This window comes from Carboxylicivirga sp. (assembly GCF_982718395.1).
Genome location: NZ_CEXQWX010000004.1, coordinates 18540 through 41820, shown reverse-complemented (window position 1 = coordinate 41820; position 23281 = coordinate 18540). Strand labels below are relative to the sequence as shown.

Below are 23281 nucleotides of genomic sequence, written 5' to 3'. Positions count from 1 at the left end.
AGGGGAGAGACTTTCGTCTTTCCCCTTTATGTGTGGTGCCACCTGGAATCGAACCAGGGACACACGGATTTTCAGTCCGTTGCTCTACCAACTGAGCTATGGCACCAAGTTACTTTTACCGAAGTAAAAATAACATAAACAATAACCCTTTACCCTTTGGATTAATACCCTGTCCCCACAGGATATTAACTTAACCCTAAAATCAGCCTTACGACTGGTGGTGCCACCTGGAATCGAACCAGGGACACACGGATTTTCAGTCCGTTGCTCTACCAACTGAGCTATGGCACCAATCTTTGCCAACACCCCGCGTATCGGGACTTTTAGCGGCATCTCTTCCGAAATGCGGTGCAAATATAGGCAAAGATTTTGTACCGCAAAAACATTTTTAATTTTTTAGTGTTGCTTTTTATTTAAGGTTATGTGAATTTGCCTGATGTTTAGTATTTTTGCACCCTCAAAAAAAATTAATGGAGTTTCAGACATATACCTTGCGAAATGGAATTCGCATCATTCACAGGCAAGATAAATCACCGGTTGCTTATTGCGGGTTAATTATTAATACAGGATCGCGCGATGAAAAGCCGGAAGAGCATGGAATGGCTCATTTTATCGAGCATGTTATTTTTAAAGGAACAAAGAAACGGAAGGCCTATCATGTATTAAGCCGCCTTGATGATGTTGGTGGTGAGCTAAATGCTTATACAACAAAGGAAGAAACCTGTATTTATGCTGCTTTTCTGAAACAGGATTATGAGCGCGCCATTGAACTGATTCATGATATTACCTTTAATTCGACCTTTCCTCAAAAAGAACTGGCAAAAGAAAAAGAGGTTATTCTTGATGAAATAAATTCATATAAAGATAGTCCGGCCGAACTGATATATGATGAATTTGAAGAGATGCTCTTTAAGAATGATCCTATGGGGCGAAATATTCTTGGAACTGAGGATAAACTCAAGGCATTTGATGAGCAAATGATTCGGCAGTTTATGTCGAGTAACTACAATACGGATCAAATGGTGTTTTGCTCAGTTGGCAACATATCGTTTAAAAAGGTTGTGCACTGGGCAGAAAAGTATTTGGGTACGGTTGAGGAAAACCTCAGAGATTTTGATCGAAGTGATGTTAATGTTTATGTTCCAGAATCACAAACGATAGATAAAGAGACACATCAATGTCATGTATTGATAGGCAACATTGCTTATGATTACACACATGATAAAAGGTTGCATCTGCATCTGCTCAATAATTTGCTGGGCGGACCGGGAATGAACTCGCGTCTAAGTATGGCATTAAGGGAGAAAAATGGTATAGCATACAATGTTGAATCGAGTTATGCACCTTATTATGGAACAGGCGTTTTTAATATTTACTTTGGAACCGATGAAGAGAACCTGATTCGTTCTTTTAATATTATTGACCGGGAGTTAAAAATTTTGCGGGATAAGTCATTGGGAGCTCTTCAGCTACATAAGGCAATAAGACAATTAAAAGGCCAAATGGCGATTTCATCGGATAATCGAGAAAATTTGATGTTATCAATGGGTAAAAGTTATATGCTTTACGATCATGTTGATTCACTTGATACCATCTATAAAAAGATTGAAAGCATAAAATCAGTTGATATTTTAGAAGTTGCCAATGAAGTTCTTGACCCAAAGAAATTATCATATCTAATTTACCAATAGAAAATGACAGGTAACTCAATTGACCTCGAACAATATATTCTTGATCATATCGATGAAGAAATAGACATACTTAAAGAGTTGAACAGGCAAACGCACATAAAAATGCTTCAGCCGCGTATGTTAAGTGGTCATCTTCAAGGACAAATTCTAAAAATGTTATGCCGGATGATTAATCCTAAAAGCATTCTTGAGATAGGAACTTTTACAGGTTATTCAGCAATTAGCATGGCAATGGGGATTGACAAGGGTGCTACTATCGATACGATTGAAATAAATGACGAGAATGAGGAGTTTATTCAAATGTTTATTGATAAAGCTGGTCTGAATGATGTTATTAAATTACACATTGGCAGTGCCGTTGATTTGATTCCTGAAATGAATAAGCAATTTGACTTGGTATTTATGGATGGAGATAAGCGCGAATATAGTTTGTATTACGACTTAGTTTTTGATAAACTATCTAAAGGCGGTTATATTTTAGCTGACAATGTGTTGTGGGATGGAAAGGTTGTGCAGAAACTGCAGCCCAACGATGATTATACAAAAGAGATTCTGGCGTTTAATAAGAAAGTAAAGGAAGACAGCCGCGTTGAAAAGGTTATATTACCATTTCGCGATGGTATTACTTTAATACGTAAAAAATAAACTTTTCAGCACTCAAAATGTTTCAGAATAGAAACTTAAACTAAGCTTATGCAGACCGCAATCTTTTACGGCTCATCATTGGGCAACACGCAATTTGTAGCTGAAAAAATACATGCTCTACTTCCTCAGGCTGATTGTTTACCGGTGAATGATTTAACTGTGAGTCAGATTCTGAAATATGACAATATTATATTAGGAACTTCGACATGGGGTGTTGGAAATCTGCAGGACGATTTTGAGTTATTTGTTGATTTATTGCTATCGCTCGATATGTCGGAGAAAACCTTTGCTTTGTTTGGTTTGGGAGATCAGCAAACCTATCCTGATACATTTTGTAATGGTATGGGCAAACTTTATCATTTGTTAAATGATAAGGGTTGGAAAGTTGTAGGGCGCACATCAGTTGAAGGTTATGACTTTTCTGAATCAGAGGCTCAGGATGGTGATGAGTTTGTTGGCTTGGCCTTGGACGAAGACAACGAGCCGGACTTGACGGATGTTCGTATTGCTCAATGGGTTAAAATATTGCCATTTTAGGATGTTGGATGAAATAATCGTCTGATTGATTAATGTTCATCTAAGAAAAAGCTGCGATTATCCCTTGAATTTGTTTGTAAATCAATTTTTCAGGATTTATTGATTTATTCGCAATACTTTTATTTGTTCAAATAAAGGTAACAGGTCAGTGATGTATCTTAACGAACAAGTTGTTGCAGATTATATTTCCCATCAAATAGCTTTTAGCTTCGTATTTGATGAAGAAGGTCTTGTGCTAAAGACTCAAGGTCATTTTCTTGATGTTGGATTATTACAGCATGGTTCTAAAATAACTGAGATATTACCTGAAAACTTAATTCAACGTTACTATTCTTTTTTGTCTTCAGAACACGATCAATTTAAAGTGCAGTTGATTATAAATAGAAACAGCGAAACTTTATTTGTGAATTGTATTTTCTCGAAGTTGATTGGAGGTGAAATAGAATTGCTTGGTTATATAAGTGAGAACAATAATAAAGAAGCCTCAATCCCTATTGATAAACTACCTTACCCAATTGCGATTGTTAAAAAGGATGGCGAGGTAATGCAGATGAATAACTTGTTCATTAATTATTTTATAGATCGTGAGTTGATAGTGCGTCCTTTGTTTATTCAGAAAGTGATAAAGACTAACGAACTCTCTCCTGAGAAATTTGATTATTTGAGAATGATTGAATCGGATGCTAATTCGCGAGCCGTGTTATGCCATTATAACAGAGATAAGATTAATCAGACGTTTTTATTGAATTTAATTCCTCTCTCTGATGAGAAACCGAATTTATATCTGGCTACTGTAAAGGATCTGACTCAATTTATTGAAGTTCAGAAAAACCTGGAAGTTCAGAATGAGGAGTTGAAGAGGCAAGTTCAGGAAGAGTTTGATATCAATAAATCCTATGAGTTAAAGTTGCTTAAGAAAAATCGTTTAGAGTCATTGGGTGAGATTGCTTCAGGAATCTTCCATGAGCTAAATCAACCCTTAACCCATCTGAGTCTCAAGATCGATAATATGTTGGAGAAATATAGGAAGGGTGATTTGAATGAGGATTACCTGTTCGTGAAGACAGAGCAGGTTCAGCGCCAGATAACAAGAATGCGAGGTATAATTGATGAAATGAAACAATTTTCAATTGTACCTGATCAAAGAGATGAATTGATTAATGTAAAAGAGGTATTGGATTGTTCGCTTGAAGATGTCAGTTACCTGAAGGTTCAGGGCCTGGTTTTAATCGTTAAACAATTGGAGGATTTAAAAATAAGTGGCACTGGCAGGGAACTTGAGCAGGTGTTTGTGAATGTCCTTTCAAACTCATTGCAGGCATTGCAGTTGAAGATGCAAAAAGAGAAATCCTTTAAGCCTAAACTTCGGATTGTTTTCGAGAAAAAAGAGAAATTGGTTAGAATAGTATTTATTGATAATGGATTAGGAGCATCGGGAGACCTGAAGAAGTTGTTAAAACCTTTTTATACAACTAAAAAGAATGAAGGAGGTACCGGCTTAGGTTTGTTTATTGTCAATAATCTGATGCGTAAAATGAATGGAAATATAGAATTGAAAGCCAGGGAAGGAAGGTACTTTAAAACTATTCTGACATTTCCGGCCATACATTGATGTTGCAAAAGGCTTGATGGTCATTTCTGAAATTTACAGAGCATAATTATGTAAGAGTTCCATCAGACCGTTAAAAACTAAATTAACAGATGAAATACGTCATATTACTTTTTGAAGATGAAACTGAATTGCGACAGGAAATACATGAAAGTATCCTGCTTGATGATGTTGTGGTGTATCCATTTGAATCCTGGAAAGAATATGAAGAAACATGTATTGATTTAGAACCTCATTTGGCCATACTGGATATCAATTTACTGGATAGAGATGGTTTGTCAATATTTAAGGAGTTAAAGGAAAGCTATTCTGATATTGAAGGTATTGTAATTACCGGGCAAGCAAGCCTTAAAAATGCAATTACCTCTTTGAAATTAGGTGTAGACGATTACATTGAAAAGCCATTTCGGGTAAAAGAGCTAAGGAAAGCCATTGAAAAATGTGAAAGTTACAAGCGTTTCCGGGTTAAAAATTATGTGATCGACCGGCAACTGGAAGAATCAAGGAAAGAGTTTGAAGCGCATTGGGGTATTGAGTTTGTAGGAAGGAGTCAGGCCATTAAAGAAATAAACAGTATGATGAAGCGCGTGGCCCAAACAGACTCGACATCTGTTCTGATTACAGGAGAAAGTGGAAGTGGGAAGGAATTGATAGCAAGAGGTATCCATAGTTTAAGTGATAGGAGCGGGGCTCCTTTTTATCCTGTAAACTGCACGGCTATTCCGGAATCGTTATTTGAGAGTCAGCTTTTGGGTTTTCAAAAGGGTGCTTTTACCGGAGCATTATCTAATCAAGAGGGATGGTTTGAGTCTGCCAATGGAGGGACACTGTTCCTTAATGAGGTGGGTGATATAAATCTCGATGCTCAATCAAAGTTACTACGGGTGTTGAATGAGGAGAAAGTAAATAGAATAGGGTCCTCCAAAGAGACAACCGTTAATGTGCGTATTGTATGTGCGACCAATAAAGATTTAAAGAAAATGGTTGATGATGACCAGTTTAGACCAGATTTGTATCATCGGTTAAATTCATTTCATATTCATATGCCACCTTTAAGCAGTCGAAGTGAGGATATTCCGGAATTGGTTAATCATTTTATCAGGCTGTTTGCAGAAATTCATCATAAAGGAACAGTTAGTATACATTCAAAAGCAATGAACCTGTTAGTTAATCATCATTATACCGGAAATATCAGAGAGTTAAAGAATATAGTTGAAAGGGCAATGTTGATGTGTGATTCAAATGTGATTAAGCCACAGCATCTACCTTTTACAGATGAAGTTGGTTTGGTTGATAATGATTACGATTCGTATAGTTTAGAGGAGGTTGAGAAAGAAGCAATATTAAAAGCCATGAAGGTGTGTGGTCATAATAAAACACATGCAGCTGAGAAACTAAATATCACGCGTCAGGCTCTTAATCGAAAATTAAAGAAACACGGCATTGAATAAAGATATTTAAGCGGTTTAATTGGAGAGCAACTAATCCGAAATAAGCCTGTCCAGGTCTTGCTTCTCGAAAAGGGTCGGGTAATCATCTAAAAACTTTTCCATAACTACACTCATAACAGCTTCACGCATAAACTTTGACCGGTTACCGATCTTATATTTCTTGCAATACGTGCTTACAGCATCCTTTTCTTTATCATTTAATAAAAAAGTAGCCCGGTGCTTGCGTCGAAGTGCCTGTTCTCGTGAGATTACCTTCTGTTTATTCTTTTTTGTTTTTTTAGCCATTCAGAAGTGATGATTACCAGCGCAAAATTAATAAAATTACTCGATTGTTTATTAAACCATTGTTGGTAAAGATTAGCTATGAGAAATAAAGAGAGTAGAAATGTATCCGGTTAAGGATTAAAAATGGAATGAATATTAGATATATCAAAAATCCCTTATAAATTTGCGAAATATAATTAAATAAAGAAGAACTAATTAAGAAATGGGACGCGCATTTGAATACAGAAAAGCCTCAAAGCTAAAGCGCTGGGGAACGATGGCCAAGACATTTACGAAGATTGGAAAACAAATCACCATGTGTGTGAAAGAGAGCGGACCTGATCCAACGAGTAACTCACGTTTAAGGGTGTTGATTCAAAATGCCAAGGCAGCCAACATGCCAAAGGACAATGTTGAACGTGCGATAAAAAAAGCAACAAGTAAAGATACTGCTGATTATAAAGAAGTGGTTTACGAGGGTTATGGACCTTTTGGAACTGCTTTTATGGTGGAGACTGCTACAGATAATACCACAAGAACAGTAGCAAATGTCAGATCATATTTCAATAAATATGGTGGTTCACTTGGAACAAGTGGCTGTGTTGATTATATGTTTGAGCACAAATGCAACTTTAAAGTTGTAATGAAGGAAGGTGTTGATCTAGAAGAATTAGAACTTGAATTAATCGACTTTGGTGTTCAGGAGATATTCGAAGATGAAGGCTTTATCATGATTTATGGCGATTTTGAAGGTTTCGGACCCATCCAAAAGTATTTGGAAGATAATGGCTTTGAAATTGAAAATGCAGAATTCGAGCGCATCCCACAGGATACAAAAGAGTTGAATGATGAGCAAATGACTGAAATAGAGAAGTTATTGGCTAAGTTTGAAGAAGATGACGATGTGACCAATGTTTTTAATAACATTAAATAGTCAGCGATAATTCGTAGAGATTTGATATTTTCAAGCGGCAATCTGAACAAATCAGGTTGCCGCTTTTTAATTTTTATGAGATTCGTCAATATGTAATAGTATTGCTGTAAAGTATGAGATATGTTCTTGCTTATTGATGATGAGATATGTACTTTCAAAAACTATTTAAATGATTTTAGCGGTAGAATGGGGGCTTAAGTCAACAATATAGACCAAAGAATAAAACTTAAAACAGTTTCTTAATCAGAAATTCAATTAATAACTAAATAATTATGCAAGATTTAAAACAATACATTGAAGACAATAAACAGCGTTTTTTAGATGAGTTGTTTGAGTTAATTCGTATTCCATCGATTAGTTCAAAGCCAGAGCACAAGGATGATATGTACCGTTGTGCCGAAATGTGGAAGAAACTTTTGCTTGAGGGTGGTGTTGATAAAGCAGAGATAATGGAGACTGAAGGTAACCCTGTTATCTATGGTGAAAAAATGATGGACCCATCATACCCAACCGTTTTGGTTTATGCCCATTATGATGTGCAGCCAGCCGAGCCATTGGAATTGTGGAAGTCACCTCCGTTTGAGCCTGAAGTGCGTGACGGAAAGATTTTTGCCCGTGGTGCAGATGATGATAAAGGACAAGGTTTTATGCACACGAAAGCATTTGAATACTTGGTAAAGACGAATCAGCTGAAATGTAATGTTAAGTTCTTAATTGAAGGGGAAGAGGAAGTTGGTTCTCCAAGTTTACCTAAGTTCTGTAAGGAGAATAAAGAGCTGCTTAAATCGGATGTGATTGTTGTTTCTGATACCGGAATGATTGCTCCTGATGTTCCTACCATTACAACTGGTCTTCGCGGACTGTGCTATTGGGAAGTGGAACTAACAGGTCCGAATCGTGACTTACACTCAGGATTATTTGGTGGTGCAGTAGCTAACCCAATTAATGTATTGGCAAAGATGATCACCGAAATGGTGGATGAAAATGGTCATATCACTGTTCCTGGTTTCTACGATGATGTGATTGAAGTGTCGGACGAAGAGCGTGCCATGATGGCGAAGGCTCCATTCAGTGAGGAAGAATACAAGAAAGCTTTGGACATTGAAGAGTTGGCAGGTGAAAAAGGCTATACTACAAATGAAAGAACTGGTATTCGTCCATCATTTGATATTTGCGGAATCTGGGGAGGATATACAGGTGAAGGTGCGAAAACAGTATTACCATCTAAAGCATATGCGAAAATTTCTTCTCGCCTTGTTCCTGATCAGGATCACCAGAAAATAGCAGAATTATTCTGCAAGCATTTTGAATCAGTAGCTCCTAAGAGTGTAAAAGTAAATATCAGACACTTACACGGTGGACAGGCTTATGGATGCCCTATTGATCTACCAGCTTATAAGGCTGCAGAGAAAGCATTTGAGGATGTGTTTGGTCAGCGTCCTGTTCCGGTTCGTAGTGGTGGTTCTATTCCAATTATCTCGGATTTCGAGCAGATTCTTGGTGTTAAGTCGGTATTGATGGGCTTTGGTTTAGAAGCTGATGCGATTCACTCGCCAAATGAAAACTATCCATTGGAACAGTTCTTTAATGGTATCAATACGATTCCATATTTCTACAAGTACTTTGCTGAAATGGGAAAATAATAAATGTGAAGGAGGGTGTATGAAATAAATACCCTTATTCAAGAAATAATATTTTTATAAAAAGCTATCCTTATATTATAGGGGTAGCTTTTTTTATTCTACTTTCTTAAATGCTAATTGTTGGGTTGTTAAAAATTGGGGGTGTTTTATCTAAAAATGAAAAATATTGCCAAAAACCTCCAAAAAATAGCATTTCGTCAATGAAAAATGAAAAAATATTCATTTTTATCCCTAAAAATATAGGTTGATGTATAAAAATATCTATTTTTGCTCCTGCTAACTCGATAAAAAATTTGAAAATTATGGCACAATTAAGATTTCAGGCTCTGTCAGAATTAATGAACAGAGAGGCAAAAGAGGTAACTTTTCCTTCGGCGAAAGCAACAGATTACTATGGCGAATTGGTATTTAATAAAGATGCAATGTCTAAGTACTTGTCTCAAGATGCCTATAAAGCTGTAAAGATTGCAATTGATAAAGGTGATGCAATTGATCGCAAAGTTGCAGATAACGTTGCTTCAGGTATGAAAGCATGGGCAATAGAGCATGGTGCAACACATTATACTCACTGGTTCCAGCCTTTAACTGACGGTACAGCTGAAAAACATGATGGTTTTCTTGATTATGGTGATAACGGAAACATGATTGAATCATTTTCCGGTAAATTATTAGCTCAGCAGGAGCCGGATGCATCATCATTCCCGTCAGGAGGTATTCGCCAGACTTTTGAAGCAAGAGGTTACACAGCCTGGGATGTTTCTTCGCCAGCATTTATTATCGGTACAACACTTTGTATTCCAACTGTATTTATATCATATACAGGTGAAGCATTAGATTATAAAACACCATTCCTTAAGGCCCTTCACGCAGTGGACAAGGCGGCTGTAGGTGTGGCGCAATATTTCGATAAAGACGTACGTAAAGTTCATACCAACCTGGGATGGGAGCAGGAATACTTCCTGATCGATACAGCTTTGTATCAGGCTCGTCCAGACTTAATGGTAACAGGTCGTACTTTGATGGGACACTCTTCTGCTAAAGATCAGCAGTTAGACGATCACTACTTTGGTTCTATTCCTGAGCGTGTATCTAAATTTATGATCGAATTGGAAATTGAATGTCATAAACTAGGTATACCAGTTAAAACACGTCACAATGAGGTAGCTCCTAACCAGTTTGAGGTAGCACCGATTTACGAAGAGGCCAACCTGGCTAATGATCACAACCAGTTATTGATGGATGTGATGAAGCGTGTGGCGCGTCACCACAAATTTGAAGTGATCCTTCACGAAAAGCCATTTGCCGGTATCAATGGTTCAGGTAAGCACAACAACTGGTCGTTACAAACCGATAAAGGAGTTGTTCTGTTGGCACCAGGTAAGAACCCTAAAGGTAATCTGCAGTTTTTAACATTCGTAGTAAATGCTATTGCTGCTGTATATAAGAGTCAGGATTTATTACGTGCTTCTATCTTAACAGCATCGAACAGTCACCGTTTGGGAGCTAATGAGGCACCTCCGGCGATTATCTCTGTATTTACCGGATCTCAGATAGCTGATACTTTGGATAACCTGGCTGAGCGTATTACAGATCAGAAAATGACGCCGGATGAGAAAACAGCTCTTAAATTGGGTATCGGTCGTATTCCTGAAATCTTATTGGATAATACTGATCGTAACCGTACTTCACCATTTGCATTTACCGGTAACCGTTTCGAATTCCGTGCGGTAGGTTCAATGACAAACTGTGCAGCTCCTCTTACAGCTTTAAGTGCTGCTATGGCTGTTCAACTGGAAGAATTTAAGAAAGATGTTGACGAGTTGATCGAAAAAGGTGTTAAGAAAGACGAAGCCATCTTCCAGACCATTAAGAAGGTGATCCTTGAGTCGAACCCAATTCGTTTCAATGGTGACGGATACTCAGAAGAGTGGAAAGACGAGGCTGCGAAGCGTGGTTTAACTAATATCACTTCTGTGCCTGAGTCATTATCGAAGTACCTGGATGATGCAAGTAAGAAAGTTCTTATTGAAACTGGTGTGATGTCGGAGCGTGAGCTCGAAGCCCGTGTTGAGGTTGAGATGGAGAAATTCATGAAGAAAATTCAGATCGAAGCACGTGTGTTGGGTGATTTAGCTATCAACCACATTGTTCCAACCGCTATTCAGTATCAAACGGAGTTGATCCACAACGTGCAGGGAATGCGCGATATCTTCGATGAAAAAGAGTTTAATGAATTGGCAAGTGCCCGTAAGGAATTGATCAAAACCATTTCTGGTCATATTTCATCTATCAAAGCTAAAGTAGCAGAGATGATTGAAGCACGTAAGAAGTGTAATGTGATTGAGTCAGAGACTGAAAAAGCATATGCATACGATAAAGAGGTACGTCCTTACCTTGATGATATTCGTTACCACATTGATAAGTTGGAGCTAATCGTTGACAACGAGATGTGGCCATTGCCAAAATATCGTGAATTATTATTCTTTAGGTAGGATAATTAAGAGGATAAAAAAATCTACAGAGAAAAAAGGTCGCAGCGTTTGTTGCGACCTTTTTTACTGTAAAAAACCTGAGACCTGTCAGGTTTTAATCTATCTACGCCATTTCCAACACCGCCTTAACCACATTGTCAGCACCCTCTGCTATCTGCAGAATATTGGCATCTAACATATAGCAAGGTGTAGTGGCAATTTTATTGGCTTCATCAATAATCACCTCACCATGGTCTGTTATCAGGTGATTACCACCCATTGCCTCGATTGCCTGAGCAGTGCCTTCGTCCTGACCAATGGTTACTGTTACTTCACCTAATATTTTGGTAATTACAGCAGGGGCAATACATAAAGCTCCAATTGGCTTATTGGCTGCATGTGTCTCTTTAACCGCCCGTTCTGTTTCTGCTTCCACCGAGCAACCCGGACCATCAAAAGCAACTGAACTCAGATTCTTGGCAGCACCAAAACCGCCAGGTAAAAACAATGCATCAAAATTCTCAGCTTTATATGCTGATAAAGGTTGAATAGCTCCACGGGCAATTCGGGCGGCTTCAACCAACACATTGCGAGTTTCTTCGGCCGGCTCACCTTTCAGGTGGTTGATCACATGATGCTGCTCCACATCAGGGGCAAAAATGCTGTATTCAGCGCCTTGTTTGGCAATGGCTAACAGGGTTAGTACCGACTCGTGTATCTCGGCTCCGTCGTATACACCGCATCCTGACAGGATGACGGCTGTTTGTTTTTTTGTTGTCATAGCTCTATGTTTTTATTTGAACAATAAAAATACATTATTTTGAAGACCTAAGCCAAAGATTAAGACTCCAGTAAAGATTGCGCAAATAATAAAAGGCTACTTCTGTATGGTAACGGGAATGGGTATTTTTAATCATAAAAATCTCCACGTTCACATACAAAAACGATTAGTTCGTCAAGAAGAAGAAAAATAGCTGCTTAAAAAGGTGTTACGTTTTCGGGTTTTTGCAATTAACTTATATAAACCAGACACACTTTTATGATTGCAAACACCATTCAGTACACCTTGTTTTCTCTGAAAAATTCAGGTGTGATTTACACGAATTCAAGTCAATTTTATCAGAACCAGCCGGTACCAAATGGTATTCGTAAAATCCGGAACCGAAACATCGCGATACCAAATGGTATTCGAAAGAATCAGCAGCAAAACAAGCAAAAACCAATTGGTATTTGGAAGATTCAAGACTGAAACACCCAATGACCAAATGGTATTTACTTCCCTCAGTAGTGAAACACGTCAATACCATTTGGTATTGAGAAAAAAACAAAACAGCATCGATACCATTTGGTATCGTTACCAATAACTAATCTCACACATTCAACTAAAACATGTAAGACCATAAATTTTAAAAAAAGATGAAAATACCAAGAATCTTATCTAACACCCGGGTAAGTGAACTTAACTGGGTAACCCAACAAATGATTGATGAATATACGAAAGGTGATTACAGTGCCGATGCATACCTCACTGAAGTTTTTAATCAAGTTATTGATACGAATGATCAACTGGGTTTGGCCATCCAAAGAGATGTGGCTGAGTCGGAATTGGCCGAACTCGATGATCATACCGACACTATTTTTACCTGTTTACATGGTTTAACTAAAGGCTATACCTATCACCCGGATGAGGCTACCGCCGGGGCAGGTGTAAAACTGTTTAAGCGCATTGATAAATGTGGTCTGGAAGTAAAAACCAAAAGCTACGGGGAGGAGTACGGCTTGCTGAGCTCATTAATCACCGATAGTAAGGCACCGGAGTACCAGGCGGCTATTACTCAATTACCGGGTTGTGATGTACGCTTCCAGCAGCTTGAAACGGCTGTAAGCAACTTTGCAAGCCGACAAAATATCTATAAATCAGCTAAAGATGATGCTAAAAATCAAGAATCAGCCACGGTTATCAAAAGGCGATTAATTGATATTATTAAAGATGACCTGTCGGTTTACCTTAATGCCATGCAAAAAGTGAATCCTGCTGTTTATGGCGAATTATCGCAATTTATTGCCAATCGTATTAGCGAGAGTAATGCGGCTGTGCGTAGTCGTAAACAGAGCGTGGAAGCTTAAATTTTAATAGTTGAGATTAGTTGTGAGCCCTGCAGTTAATTCTGTGGGGCTTGTTTTATGAATTTGGTTGTTAAATTGTAAATCAATACTTAGCGCTAATAATAATCAATGCATATATGTATTGTCTGCATATTTGTTAATTTTAGCTTTGTAAGTACAAAAAACGATTGATACAATAAGATATAAGCGGACATGTCAGTTTACAAGAACGTTATGCGCCATAGTGGATTAGAAGTTTATTTCGTAAGATAATTTAGTTAAATAAAAAATGAGTGGAGTAGAATATTTTATTTGCAAACGTTGCGGAATTCGCAAAATGAAATCGCCCTTATTTAAAGACGGTATGTGTGACTCATGTAATAATCAATTTCATGCTGAGCAATTCAGAAGAGAATTAGAAAAAATGCCATCTGAAATTGCGACTAAATATCGTCTATATCTTATGAATGTAAATATTCATGATTACACGAAACCTGTTATCTGTGAAGATTATGTTCTAATTAAAGTTGACGGTAAAATTAGAGAAGCTATCAATAATATATTGACATTAGTTAGCTTGGGAGAAAGAGAGCAGATTATTCCTAGAGCAAAATATTTATTTGCAACTAATATAATGCTCGATTACGAAAGGGTTGAGTGTCATTTGCACAACGTATCCAACTCATCTTCATGTGAATTTTCAAGGGTATTTATTTGCGGTCTAAAGCTAAATTATTTCGATTGGAGTTTTCGTCACTTAGTCCCAGAAAACACTATAAATATAACAATTGAGAACATTAATCAGATATTAAAATTACGTTCAGACTCTACAAAGAACATAGATTTTGAAGAAGTTGATGTCAAGTATATTTTAAACAAAATATTGCAATCAACAGGCAGTGCTTTATTTAGGGGTATAAACAATCATTATCATAGTAATGATGGAATTGCAGCATCTATCTACAGAAACAATCCAGTCTTATTTAAATATGAAAAATTACAAGACCACGAAAAGGAAGTTGTTGATAAATTGCTGAGTAAAGATTTTTATCAGCCCAATACGGATAAGAAATTAATTTATGCTCTTACAGATTTACGACACAGTGGAAAAGATACTTGCTTACTAGACTTTTCAAAGAATCTTAAAATTGCTTTGTTTTTCTGTTGTTTTCCTACTCAAACAGCTAGTATTGGAGAAATTCTTATTCTAGAAAAAAAGGAGTTTGAATTTAAAGAAGAAGTTTCATATCCTAGTGAAAATGACTTTTTAATAAAGCCTGCTGTAACTATAAATACAGGAAATCGAGTAGAAGCACAAGAAAGTGTATTCCTATACTGTCATAAAGGCTATTTCCCAAGAAATGAACGTGAAGGCAAAGTTAAGAGCATACTAATTGCACCAAAATTAAAATCTTTATTCTATACATATAGTGGATATTTAGAAGAAGATATTTACCCAGATTTTCATGGTTTCATTGAAAATCAAGAAAACTTTAATACAGAAGCAAAGCTTGAATGTAAACGAAAAGAAGAAAAAGTTACAAATGAGAGACAGGTAGTTTACGAAATGGATAATTAACGGCGCATAACACGCAATCATAAGCAATGCGGGGTGAAGTAGAAAATTGAAACGAAAATGCAAGTAACAAACGGCATAGCAATTTGAAAGGCAAGTGCAATAAAACCCGTACATGCTCATATTGCCACTGTTAGGCCTCAAATAAAAAAACAGACATGAAACATTACACGTTAATTTTCATATTCCTTCTCATGAGTATAGGGTATGCCAATTCTCAACAAAAGGGAATCAATGTTATATATGGCGACCATCATTTATTTACAGTTGAGACACCGACTAACTGGATAAACGATAGGCAGGCGGCTAGCACAATTGGACTAACAAACTTCTTTTACTGCATTGATGACAAAAGTAAGTTAGTAAAGAGTTATATGTTTGCAAATGGAATTGATAAAGGAAATTCCCTGGATTCTTTAAACGCTTTTGTTGATGGAGATATCGAAGCATTTAAGGAAAAATACCCAAATGCAAAGATTTCTAAGTTCGAAATTGGGCATACCCCACCAATTATTGGTGCAATTGCACTTTCATACACAAACTTACATGACAGATTTAAGGAAGAGGTAGTCTACTTAGAAACAGAAATGACATTCATTGTCCTTACTTTCTCAGCAGATAATGAAAATGACTATCAGAAATATTCGAATGTTTTTGACTCTGAGTTTATCGGAACCTTTCAGTTTCTAGGTAATGACCCGACACCATTTCTTGAATGGCAAAAGAATAATCAAAATGAAAATACGAGGCCTAACAAACCGTAATAAAGAATAGCAGGCGGCAGTGCAATTGGTTGGGCAGAGTCTCGGTGATTGTCTAGTCGTCCTTTGGACGGACAATCTCAGCGCAGAATCGGCTACAGTGCCATGCGGACAACCGTTGTATGCAATTGTAAAAACAGACCAGAAATGACAAAAAAGAAGAAGGGAAATATCAAGAATAGAAATAAGATTAGTAAAAAAGACTTATCCAACAAAAGGAAAATAAGGAAAAATAAATGGGTACGATTGTTGGTTCTATTGGGAATATTTGTTGCTATGCTCTTCTTGATTTTCAAACCATTCCTTCCAAATAAAAATCAAACACCCAACAGGATTGAAATAGAATTTACAAAGGAGGGCGAACTTTCCTTCTTCGATAAACAGAATGATGAAATAATTACAAAGATTGATATTGAAATTGCAGAAGATGATTATGAAAGAGCATTAGGTCTTATGTATAGATACTCGATGAGTGATAGTATTGGTATGTTATTTATCATGGAAGAAGAAGTACCTCAATCGTTTTGGATGAAAGACACTTATATTTCTTTGGATATTATGTATTTAAACAAAGACTTTGAAATTGTAAAAATTCAAAAATATACTCAGCCATTTTCCGAGCAACCAATCCCTTCAGTTGAGAAATCTAAATATGTAGTTGAAGTAAATGGGGGATTTTGTGATAAGTTCAAAATCAAAGAAGGAGACTTTATAAAATATGAAAGAATAACTGCATACAACACGCTACAATAGCGCATTTCGGGATTATCAATATTTAGGTAAGTTCGTAGCTTCGATAACCAACGTCAAATCGCTGATTTGGCTTAAAATGAAAAGTTAAAACAAATACAACGCTTTGGCTTTGTGAAATTTTGAAAGTGAGTACGGTTAAAAATTCACTTACGCTTCATAGCCGCGTCCGTTGTGACCAAGCTAAAACTGCATAACCAATCATTATAAATAAAGATGGAAGAAAGCGAAAGAAAAATTAAATATGCAAGAATCACTGTCTATGCTTTCTTCGCAATAATAATTGCTTCAATAGTCATTTATACTTTGAATGAAATACGGATAAAGAAAATGGTATTAAATAACTATAAAACAACTATTGCTTATGTAGAAGATGTTGGTGTGGTAGGCATAGAATCAAATGTGTTTTTGACATATTCTTACATTGTTAATAATGTGAAATATGAGAGAACTATTCAGGCACCGTACGAATTTGAAGATTGTTGTGAACCAAAGACAAATAAGTGTTGTACAGCAAAGTATTGGGTCATCTATTCTATTAATAAACCTGATAAAAGTTTGATTAATTTAACAATTGACTTGCAAGGAATAAAAAATCCTATTTTTCCTGAGTCATTAGATTATTTTAATTGAATATTCAGAATTAAACCATTTAGTTGTGCTGGTGCTGATTTAACAAGTGAAAAGAAGATCTTCACTCATAGTATTTGTATCACACTTGCCGACTTTAGGCAGGCATTATAAAGAAAAAAAACAGGCCACAACAATGGCTTATAACGCATTGGGGGCTAGCAACACTTTGGAGAGTTTCTGTAACGGCAACCACCACCAAATCGTTGATTTGGCTTTTGAAATGAATAAAATGAAAACAAAATATAACAGCTTGGTTCAGTGTTTATCAGATTAAACTATCTCTTTAGAAATCACCATTATAATGTGAAAGCTTAAATTTTATTATTAAGATTCGTTATTAATCCTGCAGTTAATTCTGTGTGGCTTGTTTTATGAAACAGACTACAAACATTAATACTCTCAAAAAGGCTTATCAACACGTAGTACTAATAACAATCGACGTATATATATGTATTGTCTGCTTATTTGTTAATTTTAGCCTTATAAGCCGACAAAAATGATTGATACAATAAGATATTAGCGGACATGTCCACTTATAAGTGCGTTAGCGGTTATTAAGAAGAACCTTAAAGCAGACATCAAACTAAAAATATGGAATTAATATTTGCAGATGAATACTATGATTCTCCTGATTTTAAAGAGGGAGCATTTTCAAAAGACTTGAAAAAAGAACTGATAGAGTTTGATAGCCAAATTGATGCAATTGACGGAGATATAGGACACGGTGCAGATTGGCCAGTTGTCTTAATTGAGCTTTTTAACGAAATCGATTGGAGTTCTGTTTTTAAAGTAGGAACAATTTCAACTGTTTTTTTCTTGGGAAAGAAAATAAATGAAAATCTAGATGCATGGTTAGCGATAGGTAAAAAACTAAAGAAACTATTTGAAAAGAAGCAACCTAAGCGGATTGATGAAAAAGCTGCATTGTTGATGGCTTTAACAGACATAAAGGATAGTAATTTCGAATTAATTGATTTGGAAATATCTCTAAGAATCCACTCTTATAATGGTGATTTTGATATAAATGAAAATTTACTAAATCGCCCCGATTCTTTATACATTTTTGATATTATAACACCTGAATCACTTTTTATCTATGGAGTAAAATCAGATGGAATAATCTCATTTAAACATAAATATGGTAAACACTGGTTTGACTTCCTAAATGACAAGTAGACAGATGAAGTTTATTTTATTAGTAATTTTGGTTTTACCTCTAGGACTTTTAGCACAAAATAAAGCAGCCATTGATTCGGTAATGAATTATGGATTAGGTGATACTACATTGAGGAAAGTTTATTTTATAGCTGAGGAAATGCCCAAATTAATAAATGAAAAAACTATCGTTTCATACCTAATGAATCAGTCCTTAGCTACAGATACTTGTTGTGCATTTAGAGCATATATTGGATTTGTGGTAGAACCAGATAGTTCGATAACTAATAAAATGGTTCATGTTCATGCTGTAAATTGCAAAGAGCAGGGATTAGTTTATCATGGATCTGAAGTTATAGAAATAGAGTCATTGATTTTTAAAATCTTGGAAGAAATACCGCCAGTTGTACCCGGGAAAATTGATAATAAGAATGTAGCGGTAAAAATTTCATTTCCTGTTCACGTTGATTGTTATATAAGATAATATGTGTCGAAAAAAAGAAATAACAACTGCTAACAAACCGCATAGCGCATAAGGCGTTCGGTGCATTTGGGAAGGTTGGCAGCTTCGGTCAACACCACCAAATCTTTTATTTGGCTTTTGAAATGAATAAAATAAAAACAAAATATAACAGCTTGGTTCAGTGTTTATCTGATTAAACAATCTCTTTAGGAATTGCCACTATAATGTGAAAGCTTAAATTTTGATAGTTGAGATTAGTGTGAGCCCTGCAGTTGATTCTGTGGGGCTTGTTCTATGAAACATGCTGCAAACTAATCACTTTTGTTGTAACTTGAACTTATAGGAAACGAATCAAAAAAATATGAAAGAAAACAAAGCATGCATTATCCCGACAATGCGATACAAAAATGCCCGAACGGCAATTGACTGGTTATGCAAGGCATTTGGATTTGAAAAACACCTCATAGTTGAAGGAGAGAATAATACCATTGCGCACGCACAACTGACATACGGCAATTCCATGATTATGCTAAGTTCTGAAAATGAAAACGAATATGGAAAACTGGTAAAAACGCCCAAAAGCCTCAACGGAAATAACACTCAAGCACCTTATATTGTAGTCGAGAAAATTGATGAACATTACGAAAAGGCAGTAGCTGCGGGAGCAAAAATTCTAATAGAAATTAAAGATGAAGAATACGGTGGACGAGGCTATACATGCAAGGATGCTGAAGAATATATATGGAACTTTGGTTCATACAACCCTTGGACTGAAAACGAATAGTGAAAAGCCAGCAAACAACAATGGCTATTATGTCATGCCCTCCCTTTGGTCAGTCATGCCACATAGCCGGGTCGTTGTAGCCAATAAAAAATAATCACAATGAAAGATATCCCAGGAATCGATGAAAACGGCAATCCCAAGAATGGCCCATTTAAGGTGTTCTTCAAGAACGGACTTGTCTCTTGTCAGGGTGAATTTGACAACGGAAAAAAATCAGGAACGTGGAAATACTTTCTCAACAATGGACAATTGCAATCATCCGGCAACTACAAAAACGGGAAGATTGTTGGTAGGTGGGAATGGTTTTACAAAAGTGGTGAACCTAGGGGAACGGGTGGTTTCGATGATGAAGAGAATAAGCATGGTGAATGGAAACGATTCCATACCAACGGTCAACTCTGGGATGAAGGTCACTACGAACACGGCAAGAAGAAGGGCATTTGGAAGGTTTATAATGAGGCTGGCAGATTGGTAAAGGAGCAAACTTTTAAGTAGCGGAACAGGTGTCTCCATCTATCCTCGCAGCTAACAGGTGATTCAGACACTCGGATTTAATATTGATCGTGAAACCTTAATAAAGTGAATTGACCAAATTCGCCCAAGAAAGAGAAACTTGATTGACAGGATTAGGAAAAAAATAAATGGCTACAAAAATGACTATAAAGCAAAGGGCTAACCAACCAAACCGTTCCTACGCTTCCTAGCCGGAACGTTGTACATCACCCCAAAAGGAACCACTTATGAACTACCAGACATTTCAACCTCATCCGGATTTACAATCTTTTATTAACTGTTACTGGACATTAGAAGTTCCCGCCAATAATAATGGGGAAAGACAGCGGATTGTACCCGATGGCTGTATTGAAATGGCCTTTATTCTGGGAGATGACATAAAACGGTATACCTCAGAAGATGAATTTATACTGCAACCTCGTGCAATGGTGCTTGGGCAAACAATTGAACCTTTCTATATCGAACCAACAGGATATGTTGATACTTTTGCGATCCGTTTTTACCCATACGGATTTACTAACTTTGTAACAGTTCCGCTTAAAAACTTAGCCAATAAAGAAACTCCCATACAATTATTGTTTGGAGAAGAATCCGCCAAAGAACTGGAGCAAAAAATAATTCATGCGGCAGGTGTTAAGCAACGAATAGATATTATAGAGAATTTTTTTCTAGAAAGGTTAAACAACAAATCAACAATAGACAGTATTGTAAAAACAACCGTAGATGCCCTTTTATCAACAAACGGAAATGCACCAATAAAAACCATTCTTAGAGGAGATTTGTCCAAAAGAAGACAACTTGAGAGAAGGTTTGCAAAACAAATTGGAGTTAGCCCTAAACAGTTGGGTAAAGTAATACGCTTACAAACCGCATTAAAAATGTTACTTGCCCAAAAGACTGAGAGCCTAACGAATATAGCTTACGAAAGTGAGTATTACGACCAGGCCCATTTTATTAAAGACTTTAAGGAGTTTACTGGAATTAACCCAAAGGAGTTCTTGGGTAATGAAAATATGGCTCTTTCCTCCCTTTTTTATAAATAGGCTGGTGGGTGTCGCATTTTTACAATTTTAAGCATTGCAGAGGAGATATCTTAGTTGTGTTAATTAATCAGAAAATGAAACGTACATGTAAATTTTAATCTTAAAAATTACACACAACTTGTCCCGACTCAGGCGGGAGGGTAATGATTAAAATTTCTTGAGAGTTCCATGTGACAACTGAAAGAAAATTATAAACATGAAAAGATTAACCACATATGCAATACTTGCTTTTAGCTTTATTGCCTGCTACGGTCAAAACAAATCTAATTCAGAAACACAACAAATTACACGTGATATGAACACATTTATCTCTCTTTTTGAAATCCCGGCTACGGATATTTCACGAGCCATCAATTTTTATCAGTCAATTTTGGACATTAATATTGAGAAAATGGAAATGCCGGGAATGGAAATGGGAATATTTCCATACGAAGAACAAACGGTTACAGGAGTTATCATGAAAGGGGAAGACTACAAGCCTTCGGTTGATGGGGTAACCATATATCTAAATGGTGGAGACAACCTTCAACACATTCTTGATAAGGTCGAAAAGAATGGCGGAAAAATCATTGTTCCAAAAACCGCTCATGCAGATGAAAATGGATATTTTGCTTTGTTTGTAGATACAGAAGGAAATAAGCTCGGCTTAAATTCACCGAATTAAATCCGCAGTATTTTTAGAAACTGTTTAAGTTTTATCCTTTGGTTTATTTTGGCGACTTAAGCCCTCAAACTGCTACAAAAATTCTTTAAATAGCAGTGCTATTGTTCATCCTTAATTGTTTTTAATGGTATTCACGAACTTGCGTTTCGCATCATTTTTGCCTTATCTGAGAACTTAATTCATCCAAACTAATTAGCTCCGCTGAACGATGTTTCACAAAAACAAAATTTAAACAGTTTCTGGAAACTTTGTGGCGTTTTAAATTGCCTCAAAACAATCACTTCGTTCACTTGCAAACTCCAGGTGTGGGTCATGAACTGGCAGCAGTATACTAAATTGTTAGAACGTTTAACATCGTAAAGTACCGTGTCAAAGCGAACATTTGCTTCGAATAGAAAGACACATAACATCCATAAATTACCGCACAACAAACTATGTTGATATGGTAAACCATAAAATGAAGTTAAAGCTCTTTCCAGTTAAGACAATTATTTAATAGCTTTGATTGTTTTCGCTCCTGCACAAGCCTCCTCGTTAGTTTTACTTATCATGAAAGGATTTGTGTGATAGCAGGGTGTAAAGTTAGAATTGAACGTGAGTACAATTAATAAAATATGAAAGAGTTTGAATTTATTCTCTATGTTGCTAATCAGGATAGAAGTAAAGAATTTTATCAGGAACTATTGAAGATTACTCCAGGTTTAGATGTTCCAGGAATGACAGAATTTGAATTGACGGATGGTGTAAAGTTAGGCTTAATGCCAGAAAATGGAATTGCAAAGATCTTGATGGACAAGGTTCCACACCCAAAAGATGGTAATGGCATACCAAGATGTGAATTGTATCTAAAGGTGGAGGATGCAGAAGAGTATATAAAAAGAGGAATTCAATTGGGCGGGAAAGAAATTAGCAGATTAACAAAACGTGATTGGGGAGATACGGTTGGATATATTTCTGATCTGGATGGGCACATTATTGCATTTGCAGAGGGAGAGTAAATAAAATAACTAACAAATTATTGTAAGCAAATAGAATAAGTATGGAACAACAGGAAATCATAATTAGAATAAGTAAAACCAAAATATTAGGATTATTTGGGCTAAGCTTGTGTTTTATTATACTGGGAATATGGATTGCATTTTACGCACCGGATGTGAAGGTTGAAATGCTTAATTCTGATCTGCTAAAAAAGTCAATAGGATTCCTGTCTATCTTATTTTTTGGTTTCATGGGCGTATTGATTTTGAAAAAACTGTTTGAAAATAAAATAGCAATAAGAATATCCAGTGAAGGGATTTATGAGCATTCAACTGTGATCAATAATGGACTTATCAAGTGGGAAAACATTGAAAAAATTGAGCGTATTAAGGTATATACTCAAAAATTCATTCGAATCATTGTCAATAATCCAGAGGACTTCATTAACAGGCAAAAGAACATCCTGATTCGCAAGAATATTCAGGTTAGTCAGAATAAGTATGGTTCGCCGATTCAAATTTCAACCAATGGGCTTAATATTTCATTTGATGAATTGTATAATTTACTAAACGAAGAATTTACAAAAAGAAAATAACTACATAGCTTTGAT

General features: G+C 36.3%; 23 protein-coding genes and 2 tRNA genes. 21 read left to right on the top strand and 4 right to left on the bottom strand.

The features are described 5' to 3' along the window. Positions 1-33 precede the first annotated feature (33 nt). Together AC4MRQ_RS01640 and AC4MRQ_RS01635 are read right to left on the bottom strand one after the other, a co-directional pair. Positions 34-106 (bottom strand) — tRNA-Phe (locus AC4MRQ_RS01640). Positions 107-215: 109 nt separating this feature from the next. Continuing rightward, positions 216-291: transfer RNA gene (locus AC4MRQ_RS01635), tRNA-Phe, on the bottom strand. Between the two features lie 179 nt (positions 292-470). Between AC4MRQ_RS01635 and AC4MRQ_RS01630 the strand changes: the two genes are divergently transcribed. The 5 genes from AC4MRQ_RS01630 (at position 471) to AC4MRQ_RS01610 (ending at position 5933) form a co-directional block, all read left to right on the top strand. Then, positions 471-1691, top strand: coding sequence for a M16 family metallopeptidase (locus AC4MRQ_RS01630; protein ID WP_491195889.1), 1221 nt, complete (start codon positions 471-473; stop codon positions 1689-1691). Positions 1692-1694: 3 nt separating this feature from the next. Further along, positions 1695-2336, top strand: a complete 642-nt coding sequence (locus AC4MRQ_RS01625) for an O-methyltransferase (protein ID WP_491195888.1) — start codon at positions 1695-1697, stop codon at positions 2334-2336. 48 nt (positions 2337-2384) lie between these two features. Then, entirely contained in the window at positions 2385-2873 is a 489-nt protein-coding gene (locus tag AC4MRQ_RS01620) for a flavodoxin (protein WP_491195887.1), read from the top strand. A gap of 151 nt (positions 2874-3024) precedes the next feature. Then, the gene (locus tag AC4MRQ_RS01615; protein WP_491195886.1) at positions 3025-4485 is read left to right on the top strand and encodes a sensor histidine kinase; all 1461 of its coding nucleotides are present in this window, start codon (positions 3025-3027) and stop codon (positions 4483-4485) included. A gap of 89 nt (positions 4486-4574) precedes the next feature. Continuing rightward, complete coding sequence (locus AC4MRQ_RS01610) at positions 4575-5933, top strand: sigma-54-dependent transcriptional regulator (protein WP_491195885.1); 1359 nt, start codon at positions 4575-4577, stop codon at positions 5931-5933. A 30-nt stretch (positions 5934-5963) separates the two neighbouring features. Here AC4MRQ_RS01610 and AC4MRQ_RS01605 read toward each other — a convergent pair whose 3' ends face one another. Then, on the bottom strand, positions 5964-6218 hold the full coding sequence (locus AC4MRQ_RS01605; protein ID WP_491195884.1) for a hypothetical protein: 255 nt from the start codon (positions 6216-6218) through the stop codon (positions 5964-5966). Positions 6219-6420: 202 nt separating this feature from the next. Between AC4MRQ_RS01605 and AC4MRQ_RS01600 the strand changes: the two genes are divergently transcribed. From AC4MRQ_RS01600 to AC4MRQ_RS01590, 3 genes are all read left to right on the top strand, one after another. Continuing rightward, positions 6421-7131 (top strand): YebC/PmpR family DNA-binding transcriptional regulator, encoded by a 711-nt coding sequence (locus AC4MRQ_RS01600; protein WP_491195883.1) that lies wholly within the window; start codon positions 6421-6423, stop codon positions 7129-7131. Positions 7132-7403: 272 nt separating this feature from the next. Continuing rightward, the gene (locus tag AC4MRQ_RS01595; RefSeq protein ID WP_491195882.1) at positions 7404-8774 is read left to right on the top strand and encodes a dipeptidase; all 1371 of its coding nucleotides are present in this window, start codon (positions 7404-7406) and stop codon (positions 8772-8774) included. 302 nt (positions 8775-9076) lie between these two features. After that, positions 9077-11266, top strand: coding sequence for a glutamine synthetase III family protein (locus tag AC4MRQ_RS01590; protein WP_491195881.1), 2190 nt, complete (start codon positions 9077-9079; stop codon positions 11264-11266). Between the two features lie 103 nt (positions 11267-11369). Here the strand turns inward: AC4MRQ_RS01590 and elbB are convergent, their stop codons facing one another. After that, positions 11370-12026: an isoprenoid biosynthesis glyoxalase ElbB gene (gene elbB, locus AC4MRQ_RS01585; RefSeq protein WP_491195880.1), complete on the bottom strand. Its 657-nt coding sequence runs from the start codon at positions 12024-12026 to the stop codon at positions 11370-11372. Between the two features lie 635 nt (positions 12027-12661). Here elbB and AC4MRQ_RS01580 point away from each other — a divergent pair. The 13 genes from AC4MRQ_RS01580 to AC4MRQ_RS01520 all read left to right on the top strand — a co-directional run bounded on the left by AC4MRQ_RS01580 (position 12662) and on the right by AC4MRQ_RS01520 (position 23266). Then, positions 12662-13372 (top strand): DUF6261 family protein, encoded by a 711-nt coding sequence (locus AC4MRQ_RS01580; RefSeq protein WP_491195879.1) that lies wholly within the window; start codon positions 12662-12664, stop codon positions 13370-13372. Between the two features lie 268 nt (positions 13373-13640). Continuing rightward, entirely contained in the window at positions 13641-14930 is a 1290-nt protein-coding gene (locus AC4MRQ_RS01575; protein WP_491195878.1) for an FRG domain-containing protein, read from the top strand. Between the two features lie 155 nt (positions 14931-15085). After that, positions 15086-15691 carry a hypothetical protein gene (locus AC4MRQ_RS01570; protein ID WP_491195877.1) on the top strand — a complete coding sequence of 202 codons (606 nt, stop codon included), beginning with the start codon at positions 15086-15088 and terminating at the stop codon, positions 15689-15691. 144 nt (positions 15692-15835) lie between these two features. After that, complete coding sequence (locus tag AC4MRQ_RS01565) at positions 15836-16441, top strand: DUF192 domain-containing protein (RefSeq protein WP_491195876.1); 606 nt, start codon at positions 15836-15838, stop codon at positions 16439-16441. A 213-nt stretch (positions 16442-16654) separates the two neighbouring features. Continuing rightward, positions 16655-17071, top strand: a complete 417-nt coding sequence (locus tag AC4MRQ_RS01560) for a hypothetical protein (RefSeq protein ID WP_491195875.1) — start codon at positions 16655-16657, stop codon at positions 17069-17071. Positions 17072-17662: 591 nt separating this feature from the next. After that, positions 17663-18247, top strand: a complete 585-nt coding sequence (locus AC4MRQ_RS01555; RefSeq protein ID WP_491195874.1) for a hypothetical protein — start codon at positions 17663-17665, stop codon at positions 18245-18247. Between the two features lie 4 nt (positions 18248-18251). Further along, positions 18252-18710 (top strand): hypothetical protein, encoded by a 459-nt coding sequence (locus AC4MRQ_RS01550; RefSeq protein ID WP_491195873.1) that lies wholly within the window; start codon positions 18252-18254, stop codon positions 18708-18710. A 340-nt stretch (positions 18711-19050) separates the two neighbouring features. Beyond that, complete coding sequence (locus tag AC4MRQ_RS01545; RefSeq protein WP_491195872.1) at positions 19051-19473, top strand: VOC family protein; 423 nt, start codon at positions 19051-19053, stop codon at positions 19471-19473. A gap of 99 nt (positions 19474-19572) precedes the next feature. Next, the gene (locus AC4MRQ_RS01540) at positions 19573-19968 is read left to right on the top strand and encodes a toxin-antitoxin system YwqK family antitoxin (RefSeq protein WP_491195871.1); all 396 of its coding nucleotides are present in this window, start codon (positions 19573-19575) and stop codon (positions 19966-19968) included. Positions 19969-20213: 245 nt separating this feature from the next. Continuing rightward, on the top strand, positions 20214-21029 hold the full coding sequence (locus AC4MRQ_RS01535) for an AraC family transcriptional regulator (RefSeq protein ID WP_491195870.1): 816 nt from the start codon (positions 20214-20216) through the stop codon (positions 21027-21029). 196 nt (positions 21030-21225) lie between these two features. Continuing rightward, a complete protein-coding gene (locus AC4MRQ_RS01530) occupies positions 21226-21693 on the top strand; it encodes a VOC family protein (RefSeq protein WP_491195869.1) in 468 nt (155 codons plus the stop codon). A 614-nt stretch (positions 21694-22307) separates the two neighbouring features. Further along, positions 22308-22691, top strand: coding sequence for a VOC family protein (locus AC4MRQ_RS01525; protein WP_491195868.1), 384 nt, complete (start codon positions 22308-22310; stop codon positions 22689-22691). A 41-nt stretch (positions 22692-22732) separates the two neighbouring features. Then, a complete protein-coding gene (locus tag AC4MRQ_RS01520; RefSeq protein WP_491195867.1) occupies positions 22733-23266 on the top strand; it encodes an STM3941 family protein in 534 nt (177 codons plus the stop codon). Positions 23267-23281: the final 15 nt, after the last annotated feature.

Bases quoted from the DNA above. Each gene is read 5' to 3' on its own strand.
- AC4MRQ_RS01630 (WP_491195889.1), top strand. From the start codon at position 471: ATGGAGTTTCAGACATATACCTTGCGAAATGGAATTCGCATCATTCAC.
- AC4MRQ_RS01625 (WP_491195888.1), top strand. From the start codon at position 1,695: ATGACAGGTAACTCAATTGACCTCGAACAATATATTCTTGATCATATC.
- AC4MRQ_RS01620 (WP_491195887.1), top strand. From the start codon at position 2,385: ATGCAGACCGCAATCTTTTACGGCTCATCATTGGGCAACACGCAATTT.
- AC4MRQ_RS01615 (WP_491195886.1), top strand. From the start codon at position 3,025: ATGTATCTTAACGAACAAGTTGTTGCAGATTATATTTCCCATCAAATA.
- AC4MRQ_RS01610 (WP_491195885.1), top strand. From the start codon at position 4,575: ATGAAATACGTCATATTACTTTTTGAAGATGAAACTGAATTGCGACAG.
- AC4MRQ_RS01605 (WP_491195884.1), bottom strand. From the start codon at position 6,218: ATGGCTAAAAAAACAAAAAAGAATAAACAGAAGGTAATCTCACGAGAA.
- AC4MRQ_RS01600 (WP_491195883.1), top strand. From the start codon at position 6,421: ATGGGACGCGCATTTGAATACAGAAAAGCCTCAAAGCTAAAGCGCTGG.
- AC4MRQ_RS01595 (WP_491195882.1), top strand. From the start codon at position 7,404: ATGCAAGATTTAAAACAATACATTGAAGACAATAAACAGCGTTTTTTA.
- AC4MRQ_RS01590 (WP_491195881.1), top strand. From the start codon at position 9,077: ATGGCACAATTAAGATTTCAGGCTCTGTCAGAATTAATGAACAGAGAG.
- elbB (WP_491195880.1), bottom strand. From the start codon at position 12,026: ATGACAACAAAAAAACAAACAGCCGTCATCCTGTCAGGATGCGGTGTA.
- AC4MRQ_RS01580 (WP_491195879.1), top strand. From the start codon at position 12,662: ATGAAAATACCAAGAATCTTATCTAACACCCGGGTAAGTGAACTTAAC.
- AC4MRQ_RS01575 (WP_491195878.1), top strand. From the start codon at position 13,641: ATGAGTGGAGTAGAATATTTTATTTGCAAACGTTGCGGAATTCGCAAA.
- AC4MRQ_RS01570 (WP_491195877.1), top strand. From the start codon at position 15,086: ATGAAACATTACACGTTAATTTTCATATTCCTTCTCATGAGTATAGGG.
- AC4MRQ_RS01565 (WP_491195876.1), top strand. From the start codon at position 15,836: ATGACAAAAAAGAAGAAGGGAAATATCAAGAATAGAAATAAGATTAGT.
- AC4MRQ_RS01560 (WP_491195875.1), top strand. From the start codon at position 16,655: ATGGAAGAAAGCGAAAGAAAAATTAAATATGCAAGAATCACTGTCTAT.
- AC4MRQ_RS01555 (WP_491195874.1), top strand. From the start codon at position 17,663: ATGGAATTAATATTTGCAGATGAATACTATGATTCTCCTGATTTTAAA.
- AC4MRQ_RS01550 (WP_491195873.1), top strand. From the start codon at position 18,252: ATGAAGTTTATTTTATTAGTAATTTTGGTTTTACCTCTAGGACTTTTA.
- AC4MRQ_RS01545 (WP_491195872.1), top strand. From the start codon at position 19,051: ATGAAAGAAAACAAAGCATGCATTATCCCGACAATGCGATACAAAAAT.
- AC4MRQ_RS01540 (WP_491195871.1), top strand. From the start codon at position 19,573: ATGAAAGATATCCCAGGAATCGATGAAAACGGCAATCCCAAGAATGGC.
- AC4MRQ_RS01535 (WP_491195870.1), top strand. From the start codon at position 20,214: ATGAACTACCAGACATTTCAACCTCATCCGGATTTACAATCTTTTATT.
- AC4MRQ_RS01530 (WP_491195869.1), top strand. From the start codon at position 21,226: ATGAAAAGATTAACCACATATGCAATACTTGCTTTTAGCTTTATTGCC.
- AC4MRQ_RS01525 (WP_491195868.1), top strand. From the start codon at position 22,308: ATGAAAGAGTTTGAATTTATTCTCTATGTTGCTAATCAGGATAGAAGT.
- AC4MRQ_RS01520 (WP_491195867.1), top strand. From the start codon at position 22,733: ATGGAACAACAGGAAATCATAATTAGAATAAGTAAAACCAAAATATTA.